Origin of the sequence: Burkholderia sp. AU4i, from assembly GCF_000466765.1 — a bacterium.
GTDB classification, from domain to species: domain Bacteria; phylum Pseudomonadota; class Gammaproteobacteria; order Burkholderiales; family Burkholderiaceae; genus Burkholderia; species Burkholderia cepacia.
In genome coordinates this window covers 1-15020 of record NZ_ASSI01000017.1, presented here as the reverse complement: position 1 = coordinate 15020, position 15020 = coordinate 1, and the positions used below count along the sequence as shown (strand labels likewise).

The following is a 15020-nucleotide window of genomic DNA, read 5'->3' as shown; positions in this document are numbered from 1 at the left end:
GTCTGAATACTACTAACTATTAAATCATCGTAAGTCGTTGATTTAGTGTGCAACTCCACAACGAACAGTTTGCGGCTCGCTGCAGGCGTCGCCGTGATTTGTGTGCGCTTTGCCGGCATCGCCTGGCCTAGGCGCGACAAGGGTCTCCGGTTTGCCCCTATAAAAATATGGATTTGATTCAATGACTTCCTGTCTGGCCGTTCGTCAGGCTTCGTCCCAAAAATGCGTATGCGACATCAAGCTGCTCGAAATCGAGTGACTGCAGTGCAATGACTTCGATTGCGCAAAGCAGATGTTCCGCGACTTCGAACTCTCCTTCTTCGCACGACCGGGCGAAGACGGCCAGCACGTCGTCCCGCAGCGAACACGACATAGCAGTTGCTCCCGCATTAAAGCAGCTTGGTTTGCGCACGGTGCCACCGGACCAATGCCGCTAATTGCAGTGTTCACCTTCCAACCATGGGAGGGTCAAGGAAAGGATGAGATTCTTGCCATGCGCGTTTCCAGGATATCCGTACTGTCCGAGGAATTCGCCTCGACTATTCGTTCTGGACCACCTGCGTAGGGATTCGTCGTACGTAGTCTTTGGGCAACCGCGTAAATGATCCGCAGTCAGACCAAGCCTTGGTGCCACATCGCCCTAGAAGTCCGACGCGTCGAGTTGAATGGCCTCGCCATAGTTCGGCAATTGATGTCGACTGATAGCACGTGCGATTTGCTCCTGGTGGAGTTCGAATGTCGCGAGCAAATGGTCAGGAGTCGTTGCGCCGGCGCCGAGCTTGTCGCACACGACGGCTGCCGGAAGTCTGACTGCGACGTATCCCCAGCCATGACCATATGCAGAAAAGCGCAAGCCTGAATCGTCGCAGACGAGAGGCCGTGTAAGGCAGGTAATCGAGGCAGGCATGGTGCAGTGTGACGCTTCGTGGCGAATCTTTGAAGTATTGCATCCACGAACAAAAATTCAACTGGCGGACGGGGCACGAAGCCAGTGACACCGTTCGGCGTGGATCATGAGGGGTGCAGAAAACCGAGACGCCCGCTCGTGCGATGTCCACGTAAACCCGGCGGCATGGCTTTTGCTCGCCCGTGCACCTTGAAATTCTGAAAGGTTTGCTCTACACCCGAATCAATAATTCAAGAAATATAAAAATCTGGGTGCCGCACTTCATACAAGAAGTTGCGTCCGCCACCATTTCGATTGGAATCCAGTTCGTACATGCGATCAAGCAATCCGCCTATCAAATGTCGAAATGGAGGAGACCATGGGTCTTAACCGCAGGCAATTTCTCAAACTCACTGGCGGGGCAGCCGCCGGCGTAACCGTGGCTGGGGCTCCATCGGCACAGGCCGCTCAGGTCGACGCCGGACGAACGACGCTGCCCTATACCCCGAAAGTGATCGCACGCGCCGGGCAATTGCGACCAAACGTACCCCTCGCGTTTACCTTTCCGGATGCGTCATCGCCATGTGCGGTAGTCAAGATGCGGACCCCCGTCCCCGGTGGCGTCGGCCCCGATAAAGACATCGTCGCGTTCAGCGTGTTGTGCACCCACATGGGCTGTCCGGTTGCATACGATGGCACCACACGCGAATTCAATTGCCCTTGCCACTTCAGCAAGTTCGATGCTGAAAAAGCCGGTCAGATGATTTCGGGACAGGCAACGGAAAAGCTTCCCTCGATCGTGCTCGACTACAACGCCAGCAATGGCACGGTACGCGCGATTGCAGTGGATGGGTTGATTTACGGCCGCCAAGCCAACCTGCTGTAGAGGGAACGATCATGGCTACCAACAAGGATCGGGTGGCACTGCCGCCCGTTCAGGCCCAGCGCACGAATCTGACCTGCCACTTCTGCATCGTCGGATGCGGATACCACGTGTTCAAATGGCCCGAAAACGTCGAAGGCGGACGAGCACCGAACCAGAACGCATTGGGGCTGGATTTCCGCACCCAGTTGCCGCCGTTGTCGATCGTCATGACGCCGGCGATGCAAAACACGATCACCGACAAGGACGGTCGCCGGTACAACATCATGGTCGTGCCGGACAAGACCTGCAGCGTCAACCGTGGCTTGTCGTCGACACGCGGCGGACAGCTTGCGAAGGTCATGTACAACCCCGATGGTGGCGTCGCCAAAGAGCGCTTGCGCAGCCCTCGCATATATCTGTCCGATCAATGGATGGATACGAGCTGGGAAGACGCGCTCGCGCTGTATGCCGGCCTGACCAAGAAGATCCTCGATCGCGACGGCCCGTCGGTGCTCGCTTTCGATTGCTTCGACCACGGTGGTGCTGGTGGCGGCTTCGAGAACACATGGGGAACGGGCAAGCTGATGTTCACCGCGCTCAAGACGCCGCTCGTGCGCATCCACAACCGGCCGGCCTACAACTCGGAGTGCCATGCCACACGTGAAATGGGCATCGGCGAGTTGAACAACAGCTATGAGGACGCCGAGCTGGCCGACGTCATCATGGCGATCGGCTGCAACTCATATGAAACGCAGACGAACTACTTCCTTGCCCACTGGCTGCCGAACCTGCAGGGGCAGACCATCGACAAGCGCAAGCAGCGCTTCCCCGGCGAGAGTGTCGCAGCCGCCAAGATCATCTTCGTCGACCCGCGACGCACCACCACGGTTGCGATCGCCGAGAAGGTCGCCGGCAAACAGAACGTCTTGCATCTGGACATTGAGCCCGGTACGGATATCGCGCTGTTCGACGGCTTGCTGACCTACGTGGTAGATCAGGGATGGCACGACAAGGCCTTCGTTGCGGAATACACCAGCGCCTTTGACGATGCCTTGAAGACGAACCGCTTGTCGCTGGATGAAACCAGTCGTATTACCGGTGTGCCGGTCGAGCGTCTGAAGCAGGCGGCCGAATGGGCGTACAAACCCAAGGCATCGGGGCACCGCCCGAGGACCATGCACGCCTATGAAAAGGGGATCATCTGGGGTAACGACAACTACCTGATCCAATCTGCGTTGGTCGACGTCGTGCTCGCGACGCACAACGTCGGTCGGCGCGGCACCGGCGTCGTCCGGATGGGCGGACACCAGGAAGGCTACACACGGCCTCCGTATCCCGGCAACATGAAGATCTACGTCGACCAGGAGATCATTCACGGCAAGGGCATGATGTACACGGCCTGGGGCGCGAATCCATTCCAGACGACATTGAACGCGGAAGAACATCGCGCGGTCATCTTGCACCGTGCCGGCATTGTGCGCGAAGCAATGTCGCGCGAGCGTGGCGCTTCGACTGCGCAGCTCGTCGACGTCGCCTATGACGCCGTGAAGAACAAGGGCGGGCTGTTCTTCGCGAACATCAACCTCTATCCGACCAAGCTTGCCGAAGCGGCACATCTGATGTTGCCGGCGGCACACCCCGGCGAGATGAACCTGACGTCAATGAACGGCGAGCGACGCATGCGACTCTCCGAGCGCTTCATGGACCCGCCCGGCTCCGCGATGCCGGACTGCCTAATTGCAGCCGCGATCGCGAACACGCTCAAGCGGATGTACGAGGCCGAAGGGAAGAGCGACATGGCCGCCCGGTTTGCCGGCTTCGACTGGAAAACCGAAGAAGACGCATTCAATGACGGCTTCCGGCAGGCGGGCCAAGCCGGCGTCGGACCAATCGACAGTCAGGGCGGCAAGACCGGCAATCTGGTGACCTACGCGCGGCTTCGCGCGATGGGCAACAACGGTGTCCAGTTGCCCGCCAAGTCATTCGAAGGCGGCAAGCTGATCGGAACCGAAATGCTCTACATGGACGGCAAGTTCGACACGGCCGATGGCAAAGCGCAATTCAAGCCGGCCAAGTGGACTGGCCTGCCGAAGCCGGTGGCGGATCAGAAGGCGAAGTACAAATTCTGGATCAACAACGGCCGCGTCAACGAAGTCTGGCAGACCCTTTATCACGACCAGTACAACGAGTTCGTGCGCGAACGCGTGCCGATGGCTTTTCTCGAGCTCAACCCGGACGACGCGCGTTCGCTCGGCATCACGTCCGGTGACGTCGTCGAGGTCTATAACGATTATGGTTCGACCTACGCGATGGCCTACCTCGAGCCCGCGATCAAGCATGGCCAGACGTTCATGCAGTTCGGGCATTTCAACGGGATCATGGGCAACGTGACGACCCCATGGACGGACCGGAACGTCGTGCCGTACTACAAGGGCACGTGGGCGAACCTGCGCCGGGTGGGGTCGGTTCAGGATTTCAAGGAAACCGTGAGCTTCAAGAGCCGACGTATCGACGCAACCTGAGTGCACTTGGTTGATTTCGGATGCAACGCGGCGCGATGGCGGCTCAACCGCTGTCGCGCCGCTTTTTGTTGCCGGATGGCGGCGTCGTTCGATCGGTGCGCGGAGAGGCTGTGCAATGTTCAATATTTCAACTATGATTGAAACATGGAAACGAACTCTGTCGTCCGCGCCCTCGGCGCCTTGGCTCAGGAATCCCGGCTGGCCGTCTTTCGACTACTCGTGGAAGCGGGCCCCGGGGGGCTGCCTGCCGGTCAGATTGCCGAACGGCTGGGCATCGCTCCCTCGTCGTTGTCCTTTCATATGAAAGAGCTCACCTACGCGAATCTCGTCACGGTCGAGCAGCGTGGCCGCTTCATGATCTATTCGGCCAACTACGCGGCGATGAACGATCTGCTGGGCTTTCTGACCGAAAACTGCTGCGGGGGCAATCCCTGCACACCCATCGGGGCCGGTGGCTGCAAGCCCTCAAAGGAGAACGCGTCGTGAAACGTCTGCACATCCACCTCTCCGTCGAAGATCTGACGGCCAGCATCCGGTTTTATTCGGCGCTATTCGCGAGCCAGCCCACCGTTGAAAAGGTCGATTACGCCAAGTGGATGCTCGACGATCCACGCGTCAATTTCGCGATCTCGCAGCGCGGCGCCGCGCCGGGGCTCGATCATCTCGGCGTTCAGGTCGAGAACGAGGCCGAGCTTGCCGAAATGCACGCACGCCTGAGCGGCGCCGCGGTGCCCGTCGACGAGCAAATCGGCACGGCGTGCTGTTACGCGCGCTCCGACAAGTACTGGGCCGTCGACCCGCAAGGCATCGCTTGGGAGACGTATCAGACGCTCGGAGACGTTCCGACCTTCGGTGAATCGCGCAACTCGCAGTCGGCTGAATCGAATGCCGAAGCTTCTGCTTGCTGTTCCCCTGCACGCGGCAAGCCGATCGGCGTGCCGGTGAAATCATCCTGCTGCTGAGGTCCATCCATGAGCGACAAGCCCTACAACGTGCTGTTCATCTGCACCGGCAATTCCGCCCGATCGATCCTGTCCGAAGGCCTGATGAACCAGCTTGGCAATGGGCGCTTCGTCGCCTTCTCCGCCGGCAGTCATCCGAAAGGCGAGGTGAATCCGTTCGCACTGCGCGAGCTCGCGCGCTGGCATTTGCCAACCGACGGGTATCGGAGCAAGAACTGGGACGAGTTCGCCGCACCTGGCGCGCCAACGCTCGATTTTGTGTTCACCGTGTGCGACAAGGCCGCTGGCGAAGTCTGCCCCATCTGGCCCGGTCAACCGATCATCGCGCATTGGGGCGTGCCCGATCCGGCCGAAGTCGAGGGCTCTGACGAACAGAAGCAACAGGCCATGCACGACGCCGCGCTGACGTTGAAGCGTCGGATCGACCTGCTGCTGTCATTGCCTATCACCGAACTCGACAACGTCGCGCTGCAGAAGTCAGTGCGCGAAATCGGCCAACAGTAAATCCGGATGCTCTGACATGACCACGAATGTACTGATTCTCTGCACCCACAATTCGGCGCGAAGCGTGCTGTCGGAAGGGATGCTGAATCATTGGGCCGCGAAGCTTGGCAAGGACGTGCGCGCGTACAGCGCCGGCAGCGCGCCGAGCGGTCGCCTCAATCCGTTCGCGCTGGAAGCGTTGACGAACGCCGGTGTCGACGTCGACGGATATCGCAGCAAGAGCTGGGACGAGTTCGTCGGCGACGGCGCGCCGGAAATGCGCGTCGTCATCACGGTATGCGACAGCGCAGCGGCCGAGACGTGCCCGTACTGGCCCGGCAGCCCCGTCAACGTGCACTGGGGCTATGCCGATCCGTCGAACGCAACGGGCGGGGACGAAGGCAAGCGCCTCGCCTTTGAACTCACGCGCCAGGCAATCGGCTATCGCATGCTGCAGTTGCTCGCGCTGCCGCTCGATCGCATGAGCAATGCCGGACTCCAGACGGCGCTGATCGAGATCTCGCAAAACTAATCATTCGCATAGCGGTCTGCAGAAACGAGCGACTGCCAACGACCTTAAGACTGAACATCGCCCAATGAATACATCCAACGTCGCCCCACCGGGCAAGGCCGTCGCAAAGCCTGCCATCAATTTCTTCGAACGCTATCTGACCGTCTGGGTTGCGCTGTGTATCGTCGCCGGCATCGCGCTCGGCCAGGTGCTGCCCGGCCTGTTCCAGCAAATCGGCCGGATGGAGTACGCGCAGGTCAACCTCCCGGTCGGGTTGTTGATCTGGGTGATGATCATCCCGATGCTGGTCAAGGTCGACTTCGGCGCGTTGCATGAAGTGCGTCAGCACGTCAAAGGCATCGGCGTCACGCTCATCGTGAACTGGCTCGTCAAGCCGTTCTCGATGGCGTTTCTCGGCTGGCTGTTTATCCGCCATCTGTTCGCGCCGATGCTGCCGGCCGACCAGCTCGACAGCTACATCGCGGGCCTGATCCTGCTGGCCGCTGCGCCTTGCACGGCGATGGTGTTCGTGTGGAGCCGGCTGACGGGCGGCGATCCGCTGTTCACGTTGTCGCAGGTCGCGCTGAATGACAGCATCATGGTGATCGCGTTCGCACCGCTGGTCGGGTTGCTGCTCGGCATGTCCGCAATCACGGTGCCGTGGGCGACGCTGCTCACGTCGGTGGTGCTCTACATCGTCATCCCGGTGATCCTCGCGCAGATCTGGCGCAAGGTGCTGCTCGCGAAGGGGCAGGCGGCATTCGATGCTGCAATGGCGAAGATCGGCCCGTGGTCGATCGCCGCGCTGCTCGCGACGCTCGTGCTGCTGTTCGCGTTCCAAGGCGAAGCGATCCTGAAACAACCGCTGGTGATCGCGCTGCTCGCGGTGCCGATCCTAATCCAGGTGTTCTTCAATTCGGCGCTGGCCTACTGGCTCAACCGCGCTGTCGGAGAGAAGCACAACATCGCGTGCCCGTCGGCACTGATCGGCGCGTCGAACTTCTTCGAACTGGCCGTCGCGGCCGCGATCAGTCTGTTCGGTTTCCACTCTGGTGCGGCGCTGGCCACTGTCGTCGGCGTGCTGATCGAAGTGCCGGTCATGCTGCTGGTGGTGCGCATCGTGAACCAGTCGAAGGGCTGGTACGAGTGCCGCGCTTGATACGAACAGAGAAATCTCGACATGACTGATATCACCATCTACCACAACCCCAACTGCGGCACGTCGCGCAACACGCTGGCCCTGATCCGTAACAGCGGCGAGGAGCCTATCATTATCGAGTACCTCAAGACGCCGCCGTCGCGAGAAACGCTAGTCAAGCTGCTGGCTGACGCGGGCCTGACCGTACGCGAGGTACTGCGTGAGAAGGGCACGCCTTATGCGGAACTCGGCCTTGATGATCCGAAGTGGACCGATGAGCAGTTGCTCGATCTCATCGGGCAGCATCCGATTCTGATGAACCGGCCCATCGTGGTCACGCCGATCGGCACGAAGCTTTGCCGGCCGTCGGAAGCTGTTCTGGACATTCTGCCGAACCCGCAGAAAGGATCGTTCACCAAGGAGGACGGCGAGGTCGTGATCAATGCGGAGGGCAAGCGTGTCTGAGCAACTGAAAGACCTGTCGCAGCTCGACGCAACACATTTTCGCGTGCCGGACGCCGCTGAACTGCGGCCTGCGGCGCCTTCCACTCATCCGCCGCGGCTCCTGCTGCTTTACGGTTCGCTGCGTGAGCGTTCGTTCAGCCGCCTGCTGGTCGAGGAAGCCGAGCGCCTGCTGACGGCGATGGGCGCCGAGGTGCGCGTGTTCAATCCGAGCGGCCTGCCGCTGCCCGATGACGCGCCCGAGAGTCATCCGAAGGTGGTCGAACTGCGCGAGCTGGTAATGTGGTCGGAAGGGATGGTCTGGTGCTCGCCGGAACGACACGGCGCGATGACCGGGATCATGAAGTCACAGATCGACTGGATTCCGCTGTCGGTCGGTGCGGTTCGGCCGACGCAGGGCAAAACGCTTGCGGTGATGCAGGTGAGCGGCGGCTCGCAATCGTTCAACGCGGTGAACCAGATGCGTGTGCTGGGGCGCTGGATGCGCATGCTGACCATCCCGAACCAGTCGTCGGTGGCCAAGGCGTTCGCTGAATTCGACGAAGCAGGCCGAATGAAGCCGTCGTCCTATTACGATCGTGTTGTCGACGTCATGGAAGAGTTGGTGAAGTTCACTTTGCTGACCCGGGACATCGGTCCCTATCTGGTCGATCGGTACAGCGAGCGAAAGGAAAGCGCAGAGGAACTGTCGAAGCGCGTGAACCAGCGGAGCATCTAGAACCCCGTCCAAGGAGTGACAAATGGAGATCCGTCCCGCCACTGTCGATGACCTGGCGTCGATTGAAACCCTGCTGCATCAATGCGGTCTGCCTGTCGTCGGTGTGAGCGATCATTTGCAGGATTTTGTGGTCGCAATGGAAGGTTCGACGATGTGCGGGTGCGGCGGCATTGAGCATTACCGCGACGCTGCGCTTTTGCGCTCCATTGCGGTGGCGGAACATGCCCGCGGTTCTGGTGTGGGGCAGCGTATCGTGTCGCAGCTAGTCGCCGCGTGTCATTCGCTACAAGTCCGGTCGCTAGTGCTCCTCACCACGACCGCGGAGAACTATTTCACCCGTCAGGGCTTCGTGCGCGTTGCGCGCGACGACGTACCGCCCTTGGTGTTGGCGTCGAGCCAATTCCAGGGCGTATGTCCGGGGTCGGCCGCTTCGATGTTGCGAGTTCTGTAGGCTTTGACAGGAACACCGACAGATCGACGCAACATGAGCGACGTACCTTGGTCCGAACCATCTCATCGGGACTGCGCCTCAGCTAGACCGACTTTCACCGGTAAAATGCGGCGAGACCAAAGGGATCCAAGCAAACGGCTTAAACGTCCATCTGAGGGGGCAAAACGACCATCTTTCCAGAAGCTGCCGCCCGCAACATTGCGACCTCCTGACGCAGCGTTTCATTGATTGAGGCCAGCCTCGCGACGTCGGCCAGTGCAGCGTCTCGCTCCATGCGCAGGGCCTTCAACCGCCCTCTTACTTCCTTGACCTCCGCAACCTTGGCGTCGCGCTGCTGCCGAGTGCCCCGACCGACTTGAGCGCGGATCTCTTCGGCGATGTCGGGATACGTGTTGTGGATGAGGCCGGCGCTCACGCCGGCCTCGGTGGCAACTGCGGAGATGCTCAGCTTCAGCCCCTTGTTCTTGACCCGCAGCATCGCCAGTTGCAGTTCCTCCCGCGTCTTCCCTCTGCTCCGGCGACGCGGCGCCGACTCGGTCTGGGGCTCGGCGGGCGTGGTGCCTGCACGGGTGCTCATGCGCCCTCCCGCGCGGCCGTATACGCCTGGGCCTGGTCATCGGTCGGCAGCGCGCAGCCGAGATTGTGCAGCACCTGCTTCGAGCGCTCGACCGCCCGCCGCGCCTTGTCGGCCACGACGGGGCCGCAATCGGTGATCGCCGCTAGCCGCAGGTTGTCCAGGTGGATCATTTGCCACGCAGATGCTTGTCCCTGGTCGATGATGGCCTGCGAGCAACCACCGCACATTGACGGATCGTACACCCCTTGGCCGTGACAGCCGTGCGTGCCACTGATGCACCACGCGTGTCCGGTGCTGCGCAGTTCGACCGACTCGGCCGTTTGTCTCAGGAGCTGCTTGAGGTCTCGTGCGGCACGAGCCCGCGTCTGCATGATCTTCTTGCCGGCGCCCCCGCTAAGCAGTGCATCGGGATGTGCCCAACCTTCCAGCAGCCCCAGCCGCGCCTCGAACATCTCCTCCTCGAACTCACGATATAGCGCGTGATCCTGGTAGGGGCTGGCGGCGTAAAGCTGCGTCCACGACATCGACGCATGTTTGAGTTGCCACTTCAGGAAGACGAGGCCCATTCGCCCCAGACGCGAGTTTGCGACGTTGTAGGCGAAGGTGCGACGGCACTGATGGTTGGCCAGGTCCCACTCCGTCCCGGCAGCCACAGCCAGTTGCTTCAATTGGTAGGCGCAGGAAGTTGAGCTCAGCACCTCGACCCGCGACCCGGTTCCCAAGTGGTCAGAGGCTTTCACGTTCAGGCCCAGAACCAGATGCCGGCCGATTCCACGCACATGGTTCAGGCGGTGCGCGGCCTCAGCCATCTTCATGCCGTTACTCAGGTGACCAGTGAGATCGGGGCCCTGTGCCAGTACGTCTTCGAGCCATCGTGCCTCGTCGGCCAACCGAGCCTGCAGCGGTTCGGCGTAGCGCTGCAGGATCTCGAGCGCGCTGATGGCCTCCGGGGGCACCAGGAAGTCGACCTCGGCTCCGCCGGTCGTCTTGATCTCGCGCGTGCGCACCCAGTGATACGTCACGCCGTTGCGCTGTTCGGTACGCCAACACCCGCTGGTGACGCCGGTGCTCTCCGAGTTTCGCATTCCCGAAGAGATCTGCAGCAGATACAGGACCGCATTGCGGATCGCGGTGAGCGCGGCGCGATTGGGGGCTCCGACTTCACCAGCGTCTCGAGCCCAGAACAGGTCCTCTGCCTGAGCGAGGCTGGCTTCGCAGTGAGCAAAGAGTATGCGCTGCACCGAGCGCGGAATCACAGGGGTCATGCCGGTGCGGCCCGATGGCCCCCGGTCGCCCTCGTTACCGCCACATACGTCCCAGAGGGCAAGCCCCATCCACGGGTGCTCAGGCAACGGGTGCAGGACTTCCATGTGGAATGACCACACGAGGTCGATAATCTGCAGCCGCTTATGCACGGACATCGGCTTGAGCGTGCGCCGCAGATCCGTAATGTGATCAGACAGGTGCAGCGCGCGTACCTGACTGAAGTCGCCCAGCCCCAATTGTGCGAGGTGCCTCAGCACCTGGACGGCCCTGTGGCCAATCTCCGCAATAGAGCTACCCGACCACTGCCGCCCACGGGGGCCGCGTCGCTGGGCGCAGTAGAGTGCCGCCTTGGCATCGTCGACCAGCGCGTTCGGCACATCGTCCGGCCAGACGATCTTCGAGGCCGAACCCTTGCGGTTCTTCGCCTCGACCTCCGACGCGAGGTCCCAGACGCGGTCGCCGAAGCGGCTCACTGGGTGCTCGTGGCCAGCGGCATCAGCCACGGCGGTCACCACGATGGCGTCACGCTCAGCCGGCGGGATGCCGACCAAGCTGATCGGCTGAGCCGCCAGCAACTCGAAGGCCCGCAGGGCACGTGGCGCCGGCATAGAGCCGACCGGCACGACAAGGTCTTCAGCGTGTTCTTGGGGCGTACCAAGGACCAAGGCAGAGGTGTGACTCATGCCCTGGGTCCTGCCCGGCGCGTTCTGCGAGCCTGCAGTCCGACAGCGACGCTCTGCGATGCGTCATCGTGCGGTTCCGGCGCTAAGACACGGCTGCGTGCGCGGCTACTCATGGTCATCTGGTGCTGCCAGTAGGGGTGCAGGCCTGAGGCGGTCCTGGCACGAGCCTGCGCGACCCCGCTGCGCGCGAACTGGCGCTGAGTGAAATCGTCGATATAGGGGATGGCCACCCGGTATCGATCACGCAGGTCCTCGAGCAGGCCGTCGGCCGTGCGCTCCGGACCCAGGGCTTCGTCAAGGTAGTCAAGTTCGGCTTGCGCGAACATCTGGAAGCTGAACAGGCGCCAGAGTTCGTCCACGGTGCCGACGATGGCAAAGCTCGAGCAGAACAAGCACATGACGTAGCGGTCGCAGTGGCTGTGGCCGTCATTCGGCGCGTGCTCGCCGCTGATCGAATCCGAGCACGCAGAGACCGGCGTCGGAGTCGGCAAGGCGCTTGCGCCGTCTTTGCCGAGCCTGAAGGGCCGCACTTGCACTGGCTGGATCTCGGGCCCCCTCGGCGCCTGACCTTCGGTCCGCATCAAAGCAGTGTAGTCGCCGTTCATGAAGCTCGCCGCTTCGGCCTTGCGCGCCGCGTTCATCGACGGGTAGTTCGCCCCGGCGACCCTCGGCGTGTTACCCATCAGGTTGGCAGTGGTCGCGATGTCGCCGTCGGCGGTACGCAGTGCGCGGTCAAAGCGGCTTTTGCGCAGGCGACTAAGATTGAGGCGCAACGGCAGGCCGTCGTCTCCCAGCAGGTTGTGGCGTTGGATGACGCCTTGGATCGCCCTACGGAGGGACCTGCTGTCGAGACAGGTGATGTTGCCCCTCTTTATCGACCCAGCACTTGCTTCAGCGCGATACAACCAGATTCGCTGCTTCAGGGCGGGCGGTGCCTCACACACCAGCTCGCGGGTGCTCGCGATGGCTTGCTGCAGCACAGCGCCTTCAGAGAGGTCGAAACAAAGGTCTTGCTCGGCGGGGGGCTCGCTCGGTTGCGTTGACGCTTGCCGTTCAAGAGCGGCGCGGCCGATACTGGAACGGACCTTTTTGCTGCGGTGCTTGGCAGTGCGCATGCGGATCGTGCCAGGCAGGAATCCCGGCGCCAACGCGTCACGGCACATCTCGAGCAGGGGCGTCGGGTTGAGCCCCTGGCGATGCGCCACCAGCAATAGCCTGAGACCCTGCACGGCACCTTGCTTCAGCGGCAGACGGCCGTGGTGAACATCAACGAGATCGGACTTGATAGCCTTGGCCAGGCGCTCTTGCTCCGCGTCACTCAGGCTAGTTTGCAGACTGTCTTCGCAGCTCCACGGTAACGCACTGTGCCGGAAAAAGCGCGAAGGCTCACCCTCGATGAAGCCCTGTACGAACATTTCGGTGAGTACGGTCTTGACGGCCCGGTAGGTATTGCGCGTCGAACTCGGTCTCCAATCTGCAGCCTGCGCCCGCTTCTGCAGCCAGCCGATGAAGTGCTGGACATGTTGCGGAGACAGGTCCGACGGGAGCTTCGGCCTCGGGGGCACAGATGTTTGCGAACTGCCCGTGAGGTACTCGAACAGGTAATGCAATTGCCCGAAGTACGTGGTGACGGAGGCTGTCGCGCGCGCGCCAGAGAGCAGCATCGCCTTGAGGCAGAAGCCGGATGTGCACACCCAGTCGTCGATGCCACGTCCCAGCCAGTCACGAAGATCGAGCGTCTTGATTCTCTGAGGGAAGCGGGCCTCTCGCCCCAACAGCGTCGCCATGTCGATGCAGGTGTCGTCGGCGCTGGCCCTCGGCGATTCGCGTGACGCCGATGTGGCGCCGACCGGCGCGGCGCGATTCTCGCTGACGTTGTAGTTCTTCGTTCTGCCCATGGCGTGGCTCAGTGTCAAGGATCAACGGTGGATACCTGCGGCGCCGAGGCCAAGGCTTTGCTCACCCCGTAGAGCCTGTCAAACTCGTCCATCATCGCCAGCGCCTCGGCGCCCAACAGCCGCTCGATCTGCTGCAGGTACACCATTGTGGTTTGGACACTCGCGTGACCGAGACGATCGCGGACGTACATGAGCGGCTCGAGCTTGATCTCGGGACGGCTGCGCAACAGCAGCAGGGTATGAATCGCGTAGCTGTGACGCAGCATGAGCGGGCGTACCCGGAAGCCGACCCGGTTGCTGAGATCCGTGCAGACCTTCACCGCGGCTTCCTTGCTGTAGCGCTGGCCGTGGATCGTCAGGACCAGTTCCTTACGCTCCGCCGCTCCTACGAGACCGTTGCGCTCGTATGTCGTGTATGCGTACATGTCCTCCATCAGGCTGTATGGCACGTGCACGACCCGGGCCTTGTTCAACTTGATCTCCATGTCCCGCGGGTCGAGGCGCACTTCGATAAAGGTGCCCGGCTTCAGAGCTTTTTGGGCACTGGGATCAAACACGTACGACAGAGGGAAGGTGCGTGCCTCGACTGAGCGCAGACCAACCCGCGCCATCAGATCGAACAGCAGCCGTTGCGATGCAGAGCGTATCGATTGCCGCGCGATCTTCAGTTGGTCTACTGTCAGGAACGCGGGTTCCTTGTCCCATTCGTTGAGCAGCACTGCCGGACGGCTCAACGTCTTGCGACCGCCAGTGACGTGGGCCAGGTCATGCTCAATGCCGTACACGGCGATATCGGAACAGCCGAAGGGCAAGCGGTCGATCCGCCCGCGCTCATGTGCCCATTGGTACATCGCTGCAACCAACCTCAACCGGTCGTTGACGGTTGCCGGGTCCAGTTTGAGGTCTTGAGCCTGCCAGTCGCGGTAGACACGCACGACGCTCTGCCCAACCGACATGAATGGATCGTTCCAGCTCCAATCGTTCGCCTGCAGAAATCGGGCGAAATCCCAGAGCCGGCGCCCATACGCCTCCCAAGTCTTGGGATCCAGCGTCTTGCCACGCTCGAGCAACCGGTACAGCAGGTAGTCGTGGAACGGCTGCGCGGGCGTCATCGAGTCGTCGAGGATCAAGGGGAATCCCGGCCGCGGTCGTCCGGCGAAGACGAACTCCTCGGTGGCACGTACATACCTCACGCGCCGGCCTCGCGCAACATCTTCACCGCTTGCTTGAATGGCACGCGCCATAGGTGCATCACGAGGTCGACGGCACCGCCGCCGCCCTTGCGTTCCCGCGTGTCGAAGAAGCGAGCGCCGTCGACCAACAACTCCCAGTCGGCGCCGGCAGCAGTCACGTGCACGCGTCGGGTGTTGAAGGCGCGCACAGGAGCGAAGTCCCGATCGAGCTTCGTGTGTTCGGCCATCAGATGAAGCACGTCGAGCACTGCGAGGCCGCGCAGCCGCTCTAGTTCCGAGTTATCCACAGGCCGCATCCCTTCCCCCGGACCCCCATCCCGCTACTCTTCTCAAAGAAATTGAATAGCAGTACAGAGTGCCATGTCTGTCAACACATTTCTTACTAACAAAATGAAGTATTCCTAC

The 15020-nt window shown here is 61.6% G+C and carries 16 protein-coding genes; 10 read left to right on the top strand and 6 right to left on the bottom strand.

Features of this window, described 5'->3' with window-relative positions; translation table 11 throughout:
* Positions 1–178: 178 nt before the first annotated feature.
* Entirely contained in the window at positions 179–373 is a 195-nt protein-coding gene (locus L810_RS03300; RefSeq protein WP_012464904.1) for a hypothetical protein, read from the bottom strand.
* A gap of 892 nt (positions 374–1265) precedes the next feature.
* On the opposite strand from L810_RS03300, the gene L810_RS03290 reads away from it, so the two are divergent.
* The 10 genes from L810_RS03290 to arsN2 all read left to right on the top strand — a co-directional run bounded on the left by L810_RS03290 (position 1266) and on the right by arsN2 (position 8998).
* Positions 1266–1772 (top strand): arsenate reductase (azurin) small subunit, encoded by a 507-nt coding sequence (locus L810_RS03290; protein ID WP_012218086.1) that lies wholly within the window; start codon positions 1266–1268, stop codon positions 1770–1772.
* Between the two features lie 11 nt (positions 1773–1783).
* Entirely contained in the window at positions 1784–4273 is a 2490-nt protein-coding gene (locus L810_RS03285; RefSeq protein WP_012218087.1) for an arsenate reductase (azurin) large subunit, read from the top strand.
* A 144-nt stretch (positions 4274–4417) separates the two neighbouring features.
* Positions 4418–4759: an ArsR/SmtB family transcription factor gene (locus tag L810_RS03280; RefSeq protein ID WP_012218088.1), complete on the top strand. Its 342-nt coding sequence runs from the start codon at positions 4418–4420 to the stop codon at positions 4757–4759.
* Positions 4756–5235, top strand: coding sequence for an ArsI/CadI family heavy metal resistance metalloenzyme (locus L810_RS03275; protein ID WP_012218089.1), 480 nt, complete (start codon positions 4756–4758; stop codon positions 5233–5235). The genes L810_RS03280 and L810_RS03275 overlap by 4 nt, the downstream gene beginning before the upstream one ends.
* Positions 5236–5244: 9 nt before the next feature.
* Positions 5245–5739, top strand: coding sequence for an arsenate reductase ArsC (locus L810_RS03270; RefSeq protein ID WP_012218090.1), 495 nt, complete (start codon positions 5245–5247; stop codon positions 5737–5739).
* A 16-nt stretch (positions 5740–5755) separates the two neighbouring features.
* The gene (locus L810_RS03265; RefSeq protein ID WP_021156950.1) at positions 5756–6250 is read left to right on the top strand and encodes an arsenate reductase ArsC; all 495 of its coding nucleotides are present in this window, start codon (positions 5756–5758) and stop codon (positions 6248–6250) included.
* 64 nt (positions 6251–6314) lie between these two features.
* Entirely contained in the window at positions 6315–7388 is a 1074-nt protein-coding gene (gene arsB, locus L810_RS03260) for an ACR3 family arsenite efflux transporter (protein WP_012218092.1), read from the top strand.
* Positions 7389–7409: 21 nt separating this feature from the next.
* Complete coding sequence (gene arsC, locus L810_RS03255; RefSeq protein ID WP_012218093.1) at positions 7410–7832, top strand: arsenate reductase (glutaredoxin); 423 nt, start codon at positions 7410–7412, stop codon at positions 7830–7832.
* The gene (arsH, locus tag L810_RS03250) at positions 7810–8547 is read left to right on the top strand and encodes an arsenical resistance protein ArsH (RefSeq protein ID WP_012218094.1); all 738 of its coding nucleotides are present in this window, start codon (positions 7810–7812) and stop codon (positions 8545–8547) included. Before arsC ends, arsH begins: the two co-directional genes overlap by 23 nt.
* A gap of 22 nt (positions 8548–8569) precedes the next feature.
* Complete coding sequence (arsN2, locus tag L810_RS03245) at positions 8570–8998, top strand: arsenic resistance N-acetyltransferase ArsN2 (RefSeq protein ID WP_012218095.1); 429 nt, start codon at positions 8570–8572, stop codon at positions 8996–8998.
* A gap of 139 nt (positions 8999–9137) precedes the next feature.
* Here the strand turns inward: arsN2 and L810_RS03240 are convergent, their stop codons facing one another.
* The 5 genes from L810_RS03240 to L810_RS03220 are packed head-to-tail and all read right to left on the bottom strand — an operon-like array spanning position 9138 to position 14902.
* Entirely contained in the window at positions 9138–9575 is a 438-nt protein-coding gene (locus tag L810_RS03240) for a hypothetical protein (protein ID WP_012218096.1), read from the bottom strand.
* The gene (locus L810_RS03235) at positions 9572–11524 is read right to left on the bottom strand and encodes an integrase (RefSeq protein WP_012218097.1); all 1953 of its coding nucleotides are present in this window, start codon (positions 11522–11524) and stop codon (positions 9572–9574) included. Before L810_RS03235 ends, L810_RS03240 begins: the two co-directional genes overlap by 4 nt.
* Positions 11521–13422 (bottom strand): hypothetical protein, encoded by a 1902-nt coding sequence (locus tag L810_RS03230; RefSeq protein ID WP_021156949.1) that lies wholly within the window; start codon positions 13420–13422, stop codon positions 11521–11523. Before L810_RS03230 ends, L810_RS03235 begins: the two co-directional genes overlap by 4 nt.
* 14 nt (positions 13423–13436) lie before the next feature.
* Entirely contained in the window at positions 13437–14552 is a 1116-nt protein-coding gene (locus L810_RS03225) for a tyrosine-type recombinase/integrase (protein ID WP_021156948.1), read from the bottom strand.
* A gap of 59 nt (positions 14553–14611) precedes the next feature.
* Positions 14612–14902 (bottom strand): hypothetical protein, encoded by a 291-nt coding sequence (locus tag L810_RS03220; protein WP_021156947.1) that lies wholly within the window; start codon positions 14900–14902, stop codon positions 14612–14614.
* Positions 14903–15020: the final 118 nt, after the last annotated feature.